Below are 18,605 nucleotides of genomic sequence, written 5' to 3'. Positions count from 1 at the left end.
CACACCCTCGTCGGTTTTCAAGACCGGTGCATTAAACCGCTCTGCCACGCTTCCAACGAGCGCTATAATATAAATAAAAACTCAAGTTGGCAAACCTTTTATTTAACTTTTAATTCAAACGCTCAAAATAAATACAAATTAATTTAGTTTTCTGGGTTTTCGTTCTTTTCATAGCGAATTGTATTGATATACCAAAGCTTTTTTCCAGATGGCGTATGTACTTCAATCTCATCATCGACTTCTTTGCCAAGCAGTGCGCGAGCCATCGGCGATTCAATTGAGATATGCTGCGGGTGATGGTCATAAATTTCATCGATCCCGACAATACGTAAAGTTTTTTGCCCGCCTTCTTCGTTTTCAATCTCTACCCAAGCGCCGAAATAAACCTTACCGTCTTGCTCAGGTGCGTAATCAATGATTTTTAATTCTTCTAAACGTTTTCCTAAATAACGTACTCGTCGATCAATTTTTCTAAGGAGCTGCTTATTGTATTGATAATCGGCATTTTCACTGCGGTCACCTAAGCTTGCAGCCCAATTCACTTTCTTTGTGATTTCCGGTCGTTCTTCATGCCAAAGTTGTTTTAATTCAGCAACTAATTTGTCATGTCCAGATCGAGTGATTAAGTTAGATTTCATGATTAAAAACCACTGTTCAACAACATATCGCTTACAAGATGTAGCATTTTATACCCTATTTTCTCATATCAGAAGTGTATAAATTTTCTTCCTTAAGAAATTCATGTGTTTATGATGATATATCGAATATTTAATTGTACGAAATTTGACAATACTTTTTTTCAATACTATGATGCGCGCAGATTAAATGTTGAGCAATTTTTAACCTTCTAGAAAACTATGTAGATTTTCTACACAGTTTGTTTTTTTCATTTCATGTCATTTTGAATGACGTCATGACTGCCCACCCCTTATTGAATTTATCAACTTTTAGAAGTTATGGCAGCTTTTTGTCTGACTTTTGGGGCATAAATTACCTGTAGCGGAGACAACATGCACAGTAATTCAAGTTCAGGGTCGAGGCTTTGCCTTAACTCTTTATTTTCTTCTCTCCCGTTAAAAGCACTTGCACTTAGTACTATGCTTTTTCCATTTCATAGTATTAATGCAGGAAAAACCCTACAGTACAATACTGTAGTAAATACAAACACTTTAACTGTTGTTGCGGTAGAAAGCCCGACAACCGTTTTCAAAGAAGATCAGTTTTTACATGGTTTTGGTTACGACTTAGCCCGTAACTATGCACAAAGCCTTAATGTAAAGCTGGACTTTAAAATCGTGTCAGACAATGCCACTGCACTTAGATGGGTTCAGCAAGGTAAAGCAAACTTTGCGATGACAACCGCTGGTTTAAGTACCATCGAGAACAAAGGTTTGATGTCTTTTTCTGCAAGTTGTGGTGACACAGTCGATTTGCAAAAAAACGGTTTAAATCCTGAGTTAAGCTGGGTGTTTAAACAAGCTGATGACCCCCTCACCCAAACCGCTAGTGGCTTTGTATGCCAAAGTAAGCAAAATGGTGTGACTCAGCAACTTGCTTCTTTCTATAATCGTAATGTGGTGAAACCAGAAGCTTGGTCAACCATTCAACGTGACTTAACGACGCGTTTACCGATTTATAAAGCGAGCTTTAAACAAAGTGCAGCTAAATACGATCTCGACTGGCATTTACTTGCCGCAATTGGTTATCAAGAATCATATTTAAAGCCAGAATCTGTTTCTCCCACAGGTGTTCGTGGCTTAATGATGCTGACCAATAGCACTGCTCGAGCAATGGGTGTGAGCAATCGTAGTGATCCAGCTCAAAGCATTCAAGGTGGCGCGAAGTATTACGACCAGATGTTAAGTGAATATGATGATATTCCTTTCCCTGATCGAAACTGGTATGCGCTGGTGGCCTATAATATGGGACCAGGTGCGGTAAACCAGATTCAGAAGCGCTTGCAAGCACAAGGGAAAGATCCAAACCAATGGGTTAATCTCTACAATTATTTGCAAAGTAACAAAGCGCGTAATGGTCGATATAAGCAAGCGGTTCAATATGTCACTCGTATTCGTGCTTATCTTGAACATATCAAAACAGCGCAAACACGAATCAATATCTAATTTTATTATTTAAAAGTTGATAAATTCTTTGTTTGTGTGAATAAAAAGCTTACCTCTTGGGGTAAGCTTTTTATATGAATTCTTTTAGATTTAAGCTGTATGCTCTAATACTTTCTTAAACAAATCTTTTTGCTCTTGGCTTGGCTTAGCTGTTTGTAAAGCCATTAATTGAGACATATCACCTTGAACTTTAATTTTACCAGTCATGAATGCCTGCATAGCAGCAGCCATATCAAACTCTAAGAATACTTTACGTAAAGTTTCAGCATCCATATTTAAAGTTGTTTTGGCATTTGAAGACAAACCTTTTTGGATTTTACCCCCATCTAAAGCTAATTCGGTATTTCCAGAAGCATCTGTAACTACTAAATTAATTGCCAAATTCGCAAGAGCAGGTGGCAAATTAAGATCCCCTGCTTCAGCAGTTAATTTTTCGACAGTAGCAAACCAATCTTCAGTTAAAAATGCAGGCATGATTCTTCCTCAAATTTATTTGTTCAATTTCTCTAGTTGTCTATCCAGACAACATCATGTGAAGCAATTCTGCTTGAGCGTTGTTATAGCATGTAATTTAAATTTAGGGCTATGACTTTTTGTACGGAACATTCATTTTTTAGTATTTTGATACATTAAAGGCACTTGTTTATAAAGTGCCTTTAACATTGTCTATGTCTAGCGTTTATTCAGCAGCAAAGCTTAAGTTCACGACATCTAAACGGTTTTTAAGCTCTTCTGGATCTTTAAAATCTAACTCGCGCTGAGAATCTAAAGCTTCGAAATCGAACAATTCACGGTCCGCTAACTGAGACGGTGATACGTTTTGTAACGCACCGAAAATACTGTGTAAGCGTTTCGGATATTGTTTATCCCAGTCACGTAGCATTTCATTAAGCATGGCACGCTGCAAATTTTCCTGCGAACCACAAAGGTTACATGGAATGATTGGGAACTGACGTAACTCTGCATATTTGATGATGTCTTTTTCTTCAACATATGCCAATGGACGAATCAGAATATTTTTCTTGTCCGATGATAAAAGCTTTGGAGGCATCGCCTTTAAACTTCCACCATGAAACAGGTTTAAGAAAAACGTTGCAAGAATATCATCGCGGTGATGTCCTAAAGCAACTTTAGTCGCACCAATTTCTTGTGCAAAGCCATACAAAGAACCACGGCGTAAACGTGAACATACTGCACAGTAGGTTTTACCTTCCGGTGTCAAACGTTTAGTAATGGTATAGGTGTCTTTTTCTAAAATGTAATATGGAATGTTATTTTCTTCCATATAACGAGGTAAGACATCTTCAGGAAAGCCGGGTTGCTTTTGGTCAAGGTTAACCGCAACAACATCAAAATTGATTGGTGCAATACGTTTAAACTGCAACATGATATCGAGCAAGGTATAACTGTCTTTACCACCAGACACACACACCATGACCTTATCGCCCTCTTCAATCATATTGAAGTCACGAATAGCATGCCCAACTTGACGGCGAAGCTTCTTGAGCAAACGGTAATAGGCCGAGCTTGTTGGAAGTTCAGGCTTAAAATTAAATCCCTGATTGGACTCAACTGGCGCGTACATAGACGAGATATACCCATAAATAAAAATACCGCGCAATTTTATATGATTCAGAAGAGAATCGCATCAAAAGAATAGTTTCAATTCTTGAAGTCGTCACATTGCTCATGCATGATGCAAAAGTGATGCTCTATTTTTGACTGAAGCGTTCAAAAAATGTGCAAAATGCTTACTTTTTGGACTTTTCCACAGTTTTCCACAAAACCTGTGGATAAAATTGTGGATTTCTTCGTACTTGACAAACTGTTTTGACCTTCTGTTAAGGGTTTTATTTAAATTGATCATTTTTTAACCAATGTTTTTTACCCTTTAATATCAACATGTTATTCAAGTCAATAGAATCATTTTAAAAATAATTTTTAATTTTTTTTGATGAGCATTCGAACAAAACAGCTTGATTTTTTGAAAGAGTCGAAATAAAAAAAATTACACAAAACTTCTTTAAGTAATATTTTTTGATAAACTCTTTGACAAGTTTTAAATACCTTAAAATTGTGAATAACATAAAATGAAAAATTCGGTTCAATTTCTTATTTCTTGTTTGCTGGGGATGACCACTTTTACGGTCGGCATGACTTCGAGTTCAGCAGGCCAAATGTATATTTACCAAGATAAAAATGGTAGTACATTGCTGACTAACCGAAAAAGTTATGATCAATCACTTAAAAAAGTAAAAGTGACTTACTACCCTGATAGTAATATTCATAGTTATACGAACTGGGGAGCATCAGAAGCTTCTGTTCTGCCAAGCTACAATAAAAATAAAAATGCTTTTGACCATATTATTAAACAAGCTGCTCTACAGCATGGTGTATCTGAAGGCTTGATTAAGGCTGTCATGCATACCGAGTCAGGATTTAACGTCAATGCCCGCTCTCCAGTAGGCGCGCAAGGTCTTATGCAACTCATGCCTGCGACTGCACGTCGATTTAACGTGACCAATGCCTTTGATGCTCAACAAAATATTTTTGCAGGTGCAAAATATTTAAGCTGGTTACTCAAGCGTTTTGGTGGGAATACTCAAATGGCGCTTGCAGCTTATAATGCTGGTGAAGGAAACGTTGATAAATACGGCGGTATTCCCCCTTTTCGCGAAACACAAGACTACGTGCGCCGTGTAACGAGCCGATATCAAAACTTATATTCATCTGGTTCTGGTTTTTCATCTTTTTCTAATACTTCAGCGCAAGTCACTTCTCAATCTTCTAATTTAGTGGAAAACACAACAGCTCAAATAGCAGCACCAGCTCCTAAACATTCCAATTCTCGTCAAATTGTGACTTTATCTAATGGAACATTTACTGATGCGCCTACAGGTACTTATGTCACAAACAATGCCACAGCAATTGCACATATCCGAATAGAGTAAGAACGTTTACTGACGGTTTATTCCTTCAAGTTTATGTGCTCTAAATTGTAATGATCTATTACCTGATCCTTACCATTTAGGCGAATTTAGCCAATTATTCTTTAAATTTAGGTACATTCTACTTCGTGAAAGAATGTATCAATTCCTTATTTTTATCTTGAATTTTTCCCCTAAGCCCCGCATATTAGCTGCATGATTTAAAATTTGTAAATCAGATAACATTTTATTTATAAGAGGATTTTCTCAATGATGCGGATTGGTTTGTTTTTGCTTACCAACCTCGCGGTACTGGTTGTAGCTGGCATTATTTTGTCACTCTTCGGTGTCGGTAGTTACCATGGCGCGGGTGGCTTGAATCTAGGCAACCTTTTAGTGATCTGTTTTGTGTTTGGTATGGTGGGATCTTTAATCTCGTTATTCATGTCAAAATGGATGGCTAAGAAAACGACCGGTACAGAACTGATCGACCCGAATGCTCCTCGTAACCAAGCTGAAAGCTGGTTATTGCAAACAGTCGCTGAACTTTCTCAACGTTCTGGTATTAACATGCCAGAGGTTGGTATTTTTCCATCATATCAATCCAATGCCTTTGCAACAGGCTGGAATAAGAATGATGCCTTAGTTGCCGTTTCATCTGGTCTACTTGAACGTATGAACAAAGATGAGCTACGTGCTGTGCTTGCGCACGAGATTGGTCACGTTGCGAATGGTGACATGGTTACCCTAGCACTCATCCAAGGTGTCGTGAACGCCTTTGTTATGTTCTTTGCTCGCGTAGTCGGTGATTTTATCGACCGTAATGTTTTTGGTCGTCAAGATGATCAAGCTCCAGGTATGGGTTATTTCCTTATTACCATGGTATTAGATATCGTCTTTGGTATTCTCGCTTCCGCGATTGTGATGTGGTTCTCTCGTTATCGTGAATACCGTGCTGATGAAGCAGGTGCACGTTTAGCAGGTAAACAAGCAATGATTTCTGCATTATTACGTCTACAAGCTGAGACAGAATTGCCAGATCAAATGCCAAAAGAAATGAAAGCTTTCGCGATTGCGGAAGGTAAAGAACAAGGCTTTAGCTTAGCTGCTTTGTTCCAAACCCACCCAACAATTGAACAACGTGTGGCAGCTTTACATCAATTAGATTGCCCATAAAACGTTTAACGTGAAGAGATAAAGCCTCCAACTGGAGGCTTTATTTTTATTACATGGTTTGATAGAGACCCCAAAGATAACTTACACCCCACCAAACAGCGAAGCCAATTAAAAGTAGTACAAACGCGCCTAATAAATCGGGTATATGCAACCATAACCAACTCACCACAGGATTACGCCAAAAAGCTGAATGCTGCTGCTTCTTTTCGAGTTTTTCATGCAAATATGGATGAACAACATGAATATCGCTCTGAATCGCATATTCTTCGCGTATATGCGTATGAACCACATCTAATGCTTTTCGACTCGGTCGTATAAAAATATCAAAAATAGTTCCAGCAACTGGAACAAAACCCACTACAGCATCTACAACAGCGAGTTTGATAACTGGCGTTAGCTTATGTTGAGGTACACCAATCTGTTTAGCTTTATAAATCGCATAACACGTCAGTACAAAACCTGCGACATCACCAGCAATCGGAATCGTGCTCAGTGCAGCATCGGCACCAATGCCCTGCTTTGTAAAAGGAATACGCACCGCGCTGTCCATCATGGTGGCAAACTTGGCAAGGTCTCGTTCTAATGCGATGACCTGTTGCTCTGTTAATTTTTTTTCTTGAGGCATCTAAATCAAATATATGAAGAGAAGTTAAACTTAATATACTTGATTTAATGCCTCTTTTTAAATTGTTTACTTTTAACTAGATGCTTTCGATCTAAATAGTGAACGCAATAACACATACATAACTGGAATAAAGAATAAAACCAGCACCGTACCAAACATCACGCCACCTAAAATACTAATACCGATTTCTTGACGGCTCACAGCCCCAGCACCTTGAGCAAACACGAGAGGAATCACACCTGCACCAAAAGCTAAAGAGGTCATTAAAATCGGTCTTAGACGCAAGCTAGCGCCCTCTAAAGCCGCCTGAATAGCATTCTTACCCTTTTCTTGAGCCAAAGCTGCAAACTCAACAATTAAAATTGCGTTTTTACATGACAGACCAATTGTGGTTAACAGTGCAATCTGGAAATACACATCATTTGGTAATCCGAAAATATAAGAGAAAATGACACTTCCCCCAACACCTAGCGGAATAGAGGTCATCACAGCAGCTGGAATGCTCAAGCTTTCATATAAAGCGGCTAAACATAAGAAAATAAAACCTGCCGAAATTAAATATAACCAGACGGCCTGATTTGTCGACTTCTGTTCTTCAAAAGATAAACCGGTCCAAGCTAAACCAACGTCTTTTTGCTGATTTACAAGTTGTTCAACATCTTTCATTGCCTGACCTGAACTGCTGCCACTCGCAACGTCTGCCTGTAATTGCAGGGCGCTATAACCCATATAGCGTTTTACGATTTCAGGAGCACCACCCCAGCTAAAGTTAGCAAATGAACTAAAAGGCACCATTTCATTTTGGTTGTTACGCACAGACCAGTTATATAAATCTTCAGGCTTCGATCTGAACTCGGCATCACCTTGAATCATGACACGCTTAATACGACCACGGTCAATAAAGTCATTTACATACGTTCCGCCCCACGCACTCGACAAAGTGTTGTTAATCGCGGGTAGTTCTAAACCATTTGCTAATGCTTGTTTCTGATCAATTTTGATATTGAGATTTGCTTTACTATTGGTTGATTGCTTATCAAAGTTTTCAAAAGTTGAATAATTTTTACTTTGAGTTTGTAATTGACGGAAGGTACTATCTAGAAAATCTTGCCCTTGCCCATTTAAATCTTGAATCCATAAATCCATACCATCGGTTTGACCTAAACCATTTACCGAAGGCGGCAAAGTCACATTAATTTGAGCATTATTTAATTGACTAAAATATTTCATTGCCCGCTTTTGTATAGCATCCGCTGAGTTTTCTTTTCCAGTACGCACATCCCACGGTTTTAAAGCAATGAACCCTTGTGCTAAATTTTGCCCTGTACCCGAATTGTTTCGACCATAGCGGATTAAGACTAAATCCACATTTTTATCTTCTTGAGTTAAGAAATATTGACGAACTTGTTCACCAATTTTCTGACTTTGAGAAATTGGGGCGCTATCAACAAGCTTAATTTGAACACTTAAAATCCCTTGATCTTCTTTAGGAATAAATCCACTTTTTAAACCGCTATAGAACAGTGCAAAAACAGCAATCAAAGCCACAAAAATCACAACAACCGATTTACTGTAACGAATGCTTGTTTGTACGATCTTGATATATTGATTTTTAAGTTGATCAATCTTTTGGTTAAACCAAACTGCCCAACGCATAGGCTGAGGGCTAGGCTTTAAAATTAAGGCACACAATGCAGGTGTTAGAACTAATGCAACAACGAGCGATAATGCCATAGCAGCAACTAAGGTAATTGAAAACTGGCGGTAAATCACCCCAATTGAGCCACCTAAAAAAGACATTGGAATAAAAACAGCAGTTAATACCAATGTAATCCCAATTAAAGCACCACTAATTTCGCCCATTGACTCAATAGCTGCTTCTTTCGGAGTTAAGTGCTGTTCATGCATAAGCCGTTCAACGTTTTCCACGACTACAATCGCGTCATCCACTAACAAGCCAATGGCGAGTACCAGTGCAAATAAGGTTAAGGTATTAATGCTAAAACCGAGCACATATAAAACAGCAAAAGTTCCTAAAATAACAACCGGAACGGTAATACTCGGAATGAGTGTCGCGCGCCAGCTTTGCAAGAACAAAAACATTACCAGAATAACTAAAATAATCGCTTCAATAAGCGTCTTTACGACTTCCTTAATCGACTCTTGAACAAACGGCGTGTTATCACGTGGATAAACAATTTTATAACCCGCAGGTAGTTTAGTTGTAAGCTGATCTAGAGTTTGATGGATGAGTTTAGAGGTCTGAATGGCATTTGCACCCGAAGATAGTGAAATACCTAAACCTGCGGCAGGATAACCATTAATGGTGTTAAAAGACTGATAGTTTTCTGCACCCAACTCAACTCTAGCTATATCTTTTAAATAGACATAGCTCGCTGTTTGGTTTGATTTCACTACAATATTTTTAAAATCTTCGACTGTTTTTAGTCGAGAACCAGCTGTAACTTTAGTATTTAAATATTGCCCATCAATAACAGGTAAATCACCAATTGCACCCGCAGCCACTTGGGTATTTTGAGCGGTAATTGCACTGGCAACATCACTTGGCATTAAATTATATTGTTTTAATTTATCAGGGTTTAACCAGATTCGCATTGCATATTGCGAACCAAAGACATCAGACTCACCCACCCCTTCAATACGGTTCAGGTTATCGACCACGTGTGTCGTTAAATAGTCTGATAGCTCAATATTCCCCGCTTTACCAGTCGAGTCATATAAACCTACCACCATAAAAGTATCGCCCAGAGACTTACTTACCGTCACCCCTTGGCGTTGTACTTCATCTGGTAAACGTCTTATCACGCCACTAATGCTATTTTGTACTTGTACCTGTGCAGTATCTGGATTTGTTCCATTATCAAAACTAATGGTAATTCGGCTACGTCCCGACGAGTCACTGGTAGAACTGAAATAAAGTAAGTGATCAATACCTTGTATTTGCTGTTCTAAAATCTGAGTAACACTTTGCTCAACCGTCTGTGCATCTGCCCCACTATAACTTGCCGATACTGTAATTTTTGGAGGTGCAATATCGGGATAGCGTTCTACTGGCAAATTCAGAACCGAGAAAATACCAAATGCCATAACAATAATTGCAAGTACACTGGCAAAAATAGGGCGCTGAATAAAAAATTTAGATAGCATGGCTGCTCAGAATTAAGTCGTCAATTAACGGGTGGCAATACCGAATTCGGCATCTTGATCATCAACGAGCGATATATAAAAGACAAGTAGAATTAACACAATAAATGCAATTAGGACAAAAACAAAGCAGGAATAGGCATTTCCTACAAACCCATAAAGAAGGTTTTAACAAGTGTCACTGAAAATTCATGAATTCTTCATGATCACGTCAAACTCAATAAGCAGACTAGAGCCGTTTCAACTAAAACAATATGAGTAGAATTATGTTTAAAAGAGCAATTTTATGCTTAAGTTTAATTAGCTTGGTTGGTTGTAATGACGATGATAAAACCGAAAACACGCCTACTACACCAGAATACCAACTACCTAAAATTTTAGTAATAGGACATCGTGGCGCTAGCGCTTTACGCCCTGAACACACTTTAGCTTCATATCAAAAAGCCATTGACGATGGTGCGGATTTTATTGAACCGGATTTAGTATCTACAAAAGACGGCGTGTTAGTTACTCGTCATGAAAATGAGATTGGTGGAACAACCAATGTAAGCACTTTAACTCAGTTTGCAGACCGTAAAACAACAAAAAATATTGATGGTAAAGACCTAACAGGTTGGTTTACAGAGGACTTCACTTTAAGTGAATTACAGCAGCTTAAAGCTCGTGAACGTATTCCAGAATTCCGACCTGCAAACACAGCCTATAATGACCTCTACCCTGTCCCGACTCTGGAACAAGTGATTGAACTAGCTGAAGCAAATTATAAGAAAACGGGAAAAATTATTGGATTATATATTGAAACCAAACATCCGACTTACTTTAAAAATCATAATCTGGCAATGGAAGATACCCTTCTTAAAACCTTAGCCAAATATGAATATACACGTGATATTGCACCTGTGTATTTACAGTCTTTTGAAGTGAGTAATTTAAAATATTTAAAAGATCAGCTGGACCTTCATAAAAGTATTAAACACGCACAAATCATTCAATTATATGATGCTAAAACCTCTCAACCAGCCGACTTCGTTGAATCTGGTGAAACTAAAACTTATGCAGATTTAGCCACAGCACAAAGCTTAAAAGACGTAGCTAAATATGCAAATGGTGTAGGACCAAGTAAAGGTTATATTCTAAACTTTAATGACAATGGCTCAGTTCAAACGACTTCGTTTATTTCTGATGCGCATAAAGCTGGCTTAAAAGTACATACTTATACTTTCCGTCCAGAAAATAATTTCTTACCAAAGCCTTTAAAATGCAGTCAAGATAAACCAGCTGAGCGCTGCCCAACTGGTGCTTTAAAAGAATTTGAAGCCTATTTCAAAGCGGGTGTTGATGGAATCTTTACAGATGACCCAGCCCTTGGCCGTGAAGCCGTTATTAATTATGAAAAAGCCGCAAAATAATTAAAGTTTTTAATAAAAAACAGGGCAATAAATGCCCTGTTTTTTATTTCTCTACAACATTATCAAAATAAAGTGGGATCCACTGATATTGCTCAGCATTTACTTTATAAACATGTCCAATGCCTGGAAATGGTAAATGTGGTGCTGCGACCCATTGCTGTTTATTTGAAATTTCAGCGAACATTTTTAAACGGGTATTAATCGCCTGCTCAGAATTCACATCAAAATCCACACCAGTTTTTGGAGCATCAAACTGCAAAGAATGCGAATGAACAATGTCTCCAACAAAAATTATTTGCTGATCATTACTCTTTAAGCGAAAGCTATGATGCCCAGGTGTATGACCGCGCGTATCGATCACTTCAAAACCTTGAATAACATCACCATCTTTAAATGTCTTAAATGCTTTTTTTGCTTGATATGGAGCAAGAGCAGTTTTTATGTTTTTCACAGTACCTAAATAGTTTTGCTTTTTATCTGCTGGTACTGTTTTTTCAGAAGCTGGATTTAACCAATAATCAGCCTCGCGTTCATGCGCATATACGGTTGCATTTGGAAATACAGCTTTCCCATTTTGAGCAATACCACACACATGGTCAGGGTGTAGATGAGTAAGTAAAACAGTTTTTACATCAGCAAGTTGATAACCTGCCAATTCAATATTTTTTGCAATTGAACCAAGTTGTGGGCCAAAACAACTTGCTGCACCACTATCAACAAGCGTTAAACTCTTACCATCATCTACTAAAAATGCATTGACCGAAGTTTGAATACCCTTCTCATTCACAGCAGCATATTTCGTTAATATTTTAGTTTTCTGAGTCTGATTTAAATTTTTAAATAAACTAGGATTTAGATAAATTGTGCCATCAAGTAAAGACGTTACACGGTATTTTCCGAATTGATGCTTATAATATCCAGGTACTTGTTGAGTAGGAGTTTGCTCGGCATACACAGAATGCATACTACAAAATGCAAGACCCAAAGCTACACATAATTTTTTCATCTCTTCTTCTCTATTCAGTTATAAAGTCAAAATCTTTAAAAAAGATTTAATAATTTTTTAAGACCCAAATTATATAATGCATGAAATGTGTCAGAAATATAAGTAAATGAATAGCTATTCTCCTTACAAAGGTAAAACAGGCCTTAAGCGTATATTAAATGCAACGGGCTACTCGATTTCCGGATTTAAAGCAGCATATAAAAATGAAGCAGCTTTCCGTCAAATTGTTTTGATTAATCTTATTTTAATTCCAGTTAGTTTTTTCCTTGACGTAACCCGCAGTGAACACGTCTTACTCATTATCGTATGTCTATTTGCAATGATCGTTGAACTGTTCAACTCGGCTATTGAAGCAGTCGTTGATCGAGTTTCTCTTGAAAAACATCAGCTTTCTAAAAATGCTAAAGATATGGGAAGTGCGGCTCAATTTGTTGCACTTTCTATCATTGCCATTACATGGTTATTCATTTTATTAGGATAAAAAAAACCATGCTTATAAGTAAATAAGCATGGCTGTAACAAAGAGGAACTTCTAGCTGCTGTTCCTGTTTTTTAATATAAGTTATTGAACTTAACTATTTCTTAAAATCACGTAAAATAAAAAATCCCTGTATAAACAGGGATTTTTTTAGTTCAAGCGTTGATGCGTTATTACATCATTCCGCCCATACCACCCATACCGCCCATATCTGGAACAGCTGGTTTATCTTCTGGAATGTCAGTAATCATACATTCTGTAGTTAACATTAAACCAGCTACAGAAGCAGCGTGTTCAAGTGCAGAACGAGTTACTTTAGCAGGGTCAAGAATACCCATTTCTAACATATCGCCATATTCGCCAGTTGCAGCGTTATAACCGAAGTTACCTTCACCCGCTTTAACTGCATTGATAACTACAGATGGCTCATCACCAGCGTTTGAAACGATTTGACGAAGTGGAGCTTCGATCGCACGACGTAAAATATTGATACCCGCTGTTTGATCTTCGTTAGCACCTTTTAGGTTGTCTAATACATTTACAGCACGTACTAGCGCAACACCACCACCAGCAACCACACCTTCTTCAACTGCTGCACGAGTTGCATGAAGTGCGTCGTCTACGCGGTCTTTCTTCTCTTTCATTTCAACTTCAGTTGCCGCACCGATTTTAATTACAGCAACACCGCCTGCTAATTTAGCAACACGTTCTTGTAATTTTTCACGGTCGTATTCTGAAGAAGATTCTTCAATTTGAGCACGGATTTGCTGAACACGCTCAGCAATAGCAGCTGCATCACCAGCACCATCAACAATTACAGTGTTTTCTTTAGAAACAGTGATCTTGTGTGCAGTACCTAAATCTTGAAGAGTTGCTTGTTCTAAAGACATGCCAACTTCTTCAGAAATAACAGTTGCGCCAGTCAAGATTGCGATGTCTTGAAGCATTGCTTTACGGCGGTCACCGAAACCAGGAGCTTTAACAGCACATACTTTGATAATACCGCGCATGTTGTTTACAACAAGTGTAGCAAGCGCTTCGCCTTCAACATCTTCAGCGATGATAAGAAGTGGTTTACCAGTTTTCGCAACTGCTTCTAAAACAGAAATCAATTCACGAATATTACCGATTTTTTTGTCAACAAGAAGAATGAACGGGTTTTCAAGCTCAGCTGTTAAAGTATCTTGCTTGTTTGCAAAGTATGGAGAGATATAACCACGGTCAAACTGCATACCTTCTACAACGTCTAAAGCGTCTTCGAAGCCAGAACCTTCTTCTACAGTGATTACGCCTTCTTTACCTACTTTTTCCATCGCTTGAGCGATAAGTTTACCAACAGTAGTGTCAGAGTTAGCAGAGATAGAACCAACTTGTTCGATCGCTTTAAAATCATCAGCAGGTTTTGCATTTGAACGGATATTTTCAACTACAGTTTTTACTGCGATATCAATACCACGTTTTAAATCCATTGGGTTCATACCTGCAGTTACAGATTTGATCCCTTCATTTAAAATTGCTTGAGCAAGTACAGTTGCAGTTGTAGTACCGTCACCAGCGATGTCGTTAGTTTTGCTAGAAACTTCACGAACAAGTTGAGCACCCATGTTTTCAAACTTGTCTTTTAATGAAATTTCTTTAGCAACAGTTACACCGTCTTTAGTGATGTGTGGAGCACCGAAAGAACGGTCAATCACTACGTTACGACCTTTAGGGCCTAAAGTCACTTTAACAGCATCTGCAAGTACGTTTACGCCTGCAATCATTTTTGAGCGAGCTGAATCACCAAATTTTACGTCTTTAGCTGACATATTAAACTCCAAATCTTTTTAAATACTGAATCTGATAATGAATTGAGTTATGGATTGATTAGCCTTCCAACACAGCTAAAATGTCTGACTCTTTCATGATTAAGAGTTCTTCACCACTTACTTTCACTGTTGTACCTGCATAAGTACCAAACAATACTTTGTCACCAACTTTAACATCCAAAGCACGTACGCCATTCTCAGTGATTTGACCATTACCTACTGCAATTACTTCACCTTGAGATGGTTTTTCAGCAGCAGAACCTGGAAGTAAAATACCACCAGCGGTTTTGGTTTCTTCTTCTACGCGACGAATTACAACGCGATCATGTAATGGACGAATGTTGCTCATAATTAACTCCATCAGACTAAGTCTTTTTGATTAATTGTTATTGCTTTAATCCAGAGCAATAACAAAATATTTAGATGTCACTTTTGTGGGGATGAAAAAAAAGGCTTCAAGGGGAAAATGAAAAAAAACTTATCTTTTTTGGTCATTTTTTAACAAGTTGTGAAGAGTTTTTATTAAATTTAAAGCACAAAATAAAAGAGGCTATTTTCATAACCTCTTTTATAAAGATAAATTTTAATGTTAAACAAAGAGTTGCTGGTTATTCAATAATTCATCCAATGTTGTATTTACCTGATTTAAAGTTATCAATGAAACACTACTAAACATTGTACCTTCACCATCTCGGTCAAGACTAATAGTCGTGTTTCCAGCATCTTGCTCTACAGTAATAAATTTCGCTAATGTGCTCACATCTTTAGAGTAGTCAATTAATAATTCACTTAAATCAATTTTATCTGCTTGAACATCGGTTCTTACATCACCTAAAGTAAAATCTAACACCGTGTCATGTCCATTCCCGCCTGTCGCATCTTGGCTATTTAGCAATTGGAACAGAATGGTATCGGCACCTTCATTAGTCATATAGGTATCGTTACCTTCACGCCCATTCAAAACGTTATTACCAGAGTTACCTGTTAAAAGATTATCTAAAGCATTACCTGTTGCATTTAGATGAGCAGAGCCAACCAGCTCCAAGTCTTCCACATAACGACCACTTTCAATTAATATTGATTCACCTGTTTCAATATTGGTTATCCATTGAGAGTTACCTACTAGACTAAAACTAACAGAACTAATTATTTTATCGTGCCCACCAAAATCCGTATCTTTAAGTTCGGACCCCACTATTTGTGTTTCTGAATACCCACTTTGAATCCACACGTTTTCGTAATGGCTCGTATCTACCCAAGTCTCTTCATTATGACCATCAAACACATATTGTTGCTCATAATAACCTTGTTCAATCCATTGAGATTCATAGTGCCCATCTTGAACGAGTTGTTGTTCAAGATGTCCAACCTCTAGAGTATTAGGACCTGATAGTTCATATCCTGACTGCCATTGATTTAAATTATAATCATAGTAGGTATTTACATATTGATTATACGAACCATCATCTGAATAGTAATTTATGCCATTTGAGTCCATGTAGACGTCTATTACTCCATCAACGACCCATGTATCTTGATAATAGCTTGTATCAATCCAAATATCTTGGGAGTAACTTGTGTCAATCCAAACATTTTCAAAATGGCTTGTATCTACCCATATATTATCAGTATAACCAGAAGCTACCCATTGCTCCTCATAATGACTTGTATCTATCCAGACATCCTGAAATACATCAACAACAGCAACCCCATACTCTTGAACACAATCACTTATATGATCAACTATATAAATATTATCTGTAGCATCACCTATAAACTGATCAACCGTGATCGTATGTAAGTCGCTAATCGCTTTGCTGATAGTTTCACTACGATTTCCTGCACGATCAATAACAGTAATATCAAATGATGTCGCATTCTCATACATATAAGTAGAGAAAGTTCCATCTGCCATGACCATAGTATTTGTTACAAAAGGTTCTTGATCAGCAAAATGATATGTAACTTCAAGAGTAGCCTTACTTTCTGCATGCCCCGTGAGCTCGTCCCATCCCTTCATAGCAAGCTGTGTGGCTACATTCGGTGCTGTTGTATCATTTATAGCAACAACCGTTGTATCCACACTCACATTTTGATTGGTATCAACTACTTTTACCGTCAATGTTTCGCCATGCCAATATTGTGACCATAATTGTGTTAAGAAACTACCTTCTCCTCCGACAGTAGTTTGCCCAACCAGATTATTATTAGCATCAAAAATATTAACAGTTGAATATGCTTCCGCTTGCCCTGAAAGTATATTTCCATCCTCTAATACAAGCTGAGTTGCTGCATTTGGTGCGACAGTGTCTATAGATGCCTTAATTTCTGTATAAACGCTTTGATAGCCATTTTGCTCCACAACAACGCGTAAAGTTTGTCCATTCGCCTGAGGTGAGTATAACTGGATATTAAAATGCCCTGTTTCATCTACAGAACCGCCACCAATATAATTACTATACACATCAAAAATACGCACCTCACTATTTAGTGAAGCAGTTCCCTCAATAAAGAAACCATCTTCAGATACTACAACATGATTTGCTGATGGAGGTGCATTAATATCTGCATTAAAAGTAATATTCAATGGTGTACTTATATTTTTGGCTAAATCTGTTGCCGTGATAAATAACTGCTCTCCACGTAATATAGGTGGATAAATACTAGAGTTGAAATATCCCGCTTCATCCGATTGAAATTCTGCTCTAAAATCTCCATCCTCATCCATTACTTTAATGATTACTTTCGGATCAGTGTGTCCAGTAATGCTATAACCGTCATTACTAATCACCACATCATTAATTATTGGAGCAACATTGTCTAAAGGCGCAGTAAGTTCAGAGATTAGGCTATATTGATTGGTATTCTGGTCATAAACTCGAACTTGTAATGTCTGTTCCTGTAAATAATAGTCATTTAACTGAATAGCAAAACTACCATCTTCATTCACAGCATTATTCCACCCTCCATTAATGGTCTGACCATTAGTAGATGTAACAACAATCGTCATTCCGGCTGTTGCCTTCCCTGTCAGAATATGGCCATCTCCATCCAGTTTTAGCTCTGTTGCAACAATTGGTGAATTCGCAAATACTGGCACTAATTCATGAGCAACTTCACTTTGATTGCCAGCAATATCTTTGACAAAAATACTTAAATTTTGTGTTTGATATTGACTCAGATTGATCCATTGATTAAACGTTCCATCATATCCAACATAAGTTGTTGTGATAAGTGCACCATACTGATCAATAATTTCAACAATTGCATTTGGCTCAGCTTCTCCAAAAAGCAATCCGTCTGAGTTTAAAGTAATATTTGCAGCAGCTGGGGGTGCGACATCATCGATTAAAGCATTTTGTTTAAACTCAATACTTCGGTTACTTGCTTGATCAATTACAACAAAAGTAAGCTCTTCTCCATGTAAATAGACTTGATTAAAAGAACCTGACACATTACCAGTACCATCTACATAACCATATCCTACAAATTCACCCGCAGCATTTTTGACTTCAATCCGAGTATTTGCTTCTGCTTGCGCTGTAAAGTTTTGACCGTTTTCATTGAAAATGATGTTTTCAATTGCGATTGGTGGAATATCATCAATCAAAGCATTCTGTTTAACCTCAGCACTACGATTACCAGCACGATCTACTACGGCAAAAGTAAGCTCTTCCCCATGTAAATAGACGTGATTAAAAGAACCTGACACATTACCAGCCCTATCTACATAACCAGAACCTACAACCTCTCCAGCAGTATTTTTAACCTCGATTCGAGTATCTGCTTCCGCTTGCGCTGTAAAGCTTTGACCATTTTCATTTAAGACGATGTTTTCAATCGGATTTGGTGCGATATCATCAGTTAAAGCATTTTGCTTAAATTCAA

Annotated in this window: 14 protein-coding genes; 5 read left to right on the top strand and 9 right to left on the bottom strand. The window is 37.8% G+C overall.

Annotation, left to right across the window (positions count from 1 at the left end):
- Positions 1-143 precede the first annotated feature (143 nt).
- On the bottom strand, positions 144-638 hold the full coding sequence (gene greB / locus ODQ17_RS17780) for a transcription elongation factor GreB (RefSeq protein WP_322905326.1): 495 nt from the start codon (positions 636-638) through the stop codon (positions 144-146).
- A 372-nt stretch (positions 639-1,010) separates the two neighbouring features.
- Here greB and ODQ17_RS17775 point away from each other — a divergent pair, with 372 nt between their 5' ends.
- The gene (locus ODQ17_RS17775; RefSeq protein ID WP_322905324.1) at positions 1,011-2,123 is read left to right on the top strand and encodes a transglycosylase SLT domain-containing protein; all 1,113 of its coding nucleotides are present in this window, start codon (positions 1,011-1,013) and stop codon (positions 2,121-2,123) included.
- A gap of 90 nt (positions 2,124-2,213) precedes the next feature.
- Here the strand turns inward: ODQ17_RS17775 and ODQ17_RS17770 are convergent, their stop codons facing one another.
- Together ODQ17_RS17770 and ttcA are read right to left on the bottom strand one after the other, a co-directional pair.
- A complete protein-coding gene (locus ODQ17_RS17770; RefSeq protein WP_002118641.1) occupies positions 2,214-2,597 on the bottom strand; it encodes an SCP2 sterol-binding domain-containing protein in 384 nt (127 codons plus the stop codon).
- Positions 2,598-2,802: 205 nt separating this feature from the next.
- Complete coding sequence (ttcA, locus tag ODQ17_RS17765) at positions 2,803-3,708, bottom strand: tRNA 2-thiocytidine(32) synthetase TtcA (protein ID WP_005307874.1); 906 nt, start codon at positions 3,706-3,708, stop codon at positions 2,803-2,805.
- Positions 3,709-4,213: 505 nt separating this feature from the next.
- Between ttcA and ODQ17_RS17760 the strand changes: the two genes are divergently transcribed.
- Together ODQ17_RS17760 and htpX are read left to right on the top strand one after the other, a co-directional pair.
- Positions 4,214-5,074, top strand: coding sequence for a lytic transglycosylase domain-containing protein (locus tag ODQ17_RS17760; RefSeq protein ID WP_225623418.1), 861 nt, complete (start codon positions 4,214-4,216; stop codon positions 5,072-5,074).
- 246 nt (positions 5,075-5,320) lie between these two features.
- Positions 5,321-6,226 (top strand): protease HtpX, encoded by a 906-nt coding sequence (gene htpX, locus ODQ17_RS17755; RefSeq protein WP_005307880.1) that lies wholly within the window; start codon positions 5,321-5,323, stop codon positions 6,224-6,226.
- Between the two features lie 49 nt (positions 6,227-6,275).
- On the opposite strand, the gene ODQ17_RS17750 is transcribed toward htpX, so the two are convergent.
- Together ODQ17_RS17750 and ODQ17_RS17745 are read right to left on the bottom strand one after the other, a co-directional pair.
- Positions 6,276-6,851, bottom strand: a complete 576-nt coding sequence (locus tag ODQ17_RS17750) for a DUF4112 domain-containing protein (protein WP_322905321.1) — start codon at positions 6,849-6,851, stop codon at positions 6,276-6,278.
- A 72-nt stretch (positions 6,852-6,923) separates the two neighbouring features.
- Positions 6,924-10,019 carry a multidrug efflux RND transporter permease subunit gene (locus ODQ17_RS17745; RefSeq protein ID WP_322905319.1) on the bottom strand — a complete coding sequence of 1,032 codons (3,096 nt, stop codon included), beginning with the start codon at positions 10,017-10,019 and terminating at the stop codon, positions 6,924-6,926.
- A gap of 263 nt (positions 10,020-10,282) precedes the next feature.
- On the opposite strand from ODQ17_RS17745, the gene ODQ17_RS17740 reads away from it, so the two are divergent.
- Positions 10,283-11,425 carry a glycerophosphodiester phosphodiesterase gene (locus ODQ17_RS17740; RefSeq protein WP_322905317.1) on the top strand — a complete coding sequence of 381 codons (1,143 nt, stop codon included), beginning with the start codon at positions 10,283-10,285 and terminating at the stop codon, positions 11,423-11,425.
- 43 nt (positions 11,426-11,468) lie between these two features.
- On the opposite strand, the gene ODQ17_RS17735 is transcribed toward ODQ17_RS17740, so the two are convergent.
- A complete protein-coding gene (locus ODQ17_RS17735) occupies positions 11,469-12,431 on the bottom strand; it encodes an MBL fold metallo-hydrolase (RefSeq protein ID WP_322905315.1) in 963 nt (320 codons plus the stop codon).
- Positions 12,432-12,537: 106 nt separating this feature from the next.
- Between ODQ17_RS17735 and ODQ17_RS17730 the strand changes: the two genes are divergently transcribed.
- Positions 12,538-12,912 carry a diacylglycerol kinase gene (locus ODQ17_RS17730; RefSeq protein WP_016137277.1) on the top strand — a complete coding sequence of 125 codons (375 nt, stop codon included), beginning with the start codon at positions 12,538-12,540 and terminating at the stop codon, positions 12,910-12,912.
- A 170-nt stretch (positions 12,913-13,082) separates the two neighbouring features.
- Here the strand turns inward: ODQ17_RS17730 and groL are convergent, their stop codons facing one another.
- The 3 genes from groL to ODQ17_RS17715 form a co-directional block, all read right to left on the bottom strand.
- Positions 13,083-14,717: a chaperonin GroEL gene (groL, locus tag ODQ17_RS17725; protein WP_004790490.1), complete on the bottom strand. Its 1,635-nt coding sequence runs from the start codon at positions 14,715-14,717 to the stop codon at positions 13,083-13,085.
- Positions 14,718-14,775: 58 nt separating this feature from the next.
- The gene (locus ODQ17_RS17720) at positions 14,776-15,066 is read right to left on the bottom strand and encodes a co-chaperone GroES (protein WP_002120604.1); all 291 of its coding nucleotides are present in this window, start codon (positions 15,064-15,066) and stop codon (positions 14,776-14,778) included.
- A 240-nt stretch (positions 15,067-15,306) separates the two neighbouring features.
- Positions 15,307-18,605: Ig-like domain-containing protein (locus ODQ17_RS17715; protein WP_322905313.1), on the bottom strand; the 3,299-nt coding region annotated here is incomplete at its 5' end.

Source organism: Acinetobacter sp. IRS14 (genome assembly GCF_034650275.1).
In the GTDB taxonomy this organism is placed as follows: domain Bacteria; phylum Pseudomonadota; class Gammaproteobacteria; order Pseudomonadales; family Moraxellaceae; genus Acinetobacter; species Acinetobacter oleivorans.
Note: the sequence above shows the minus strand (reverse complement) of the source record. Positions and strands in the feature narration are given on the sequence as shown.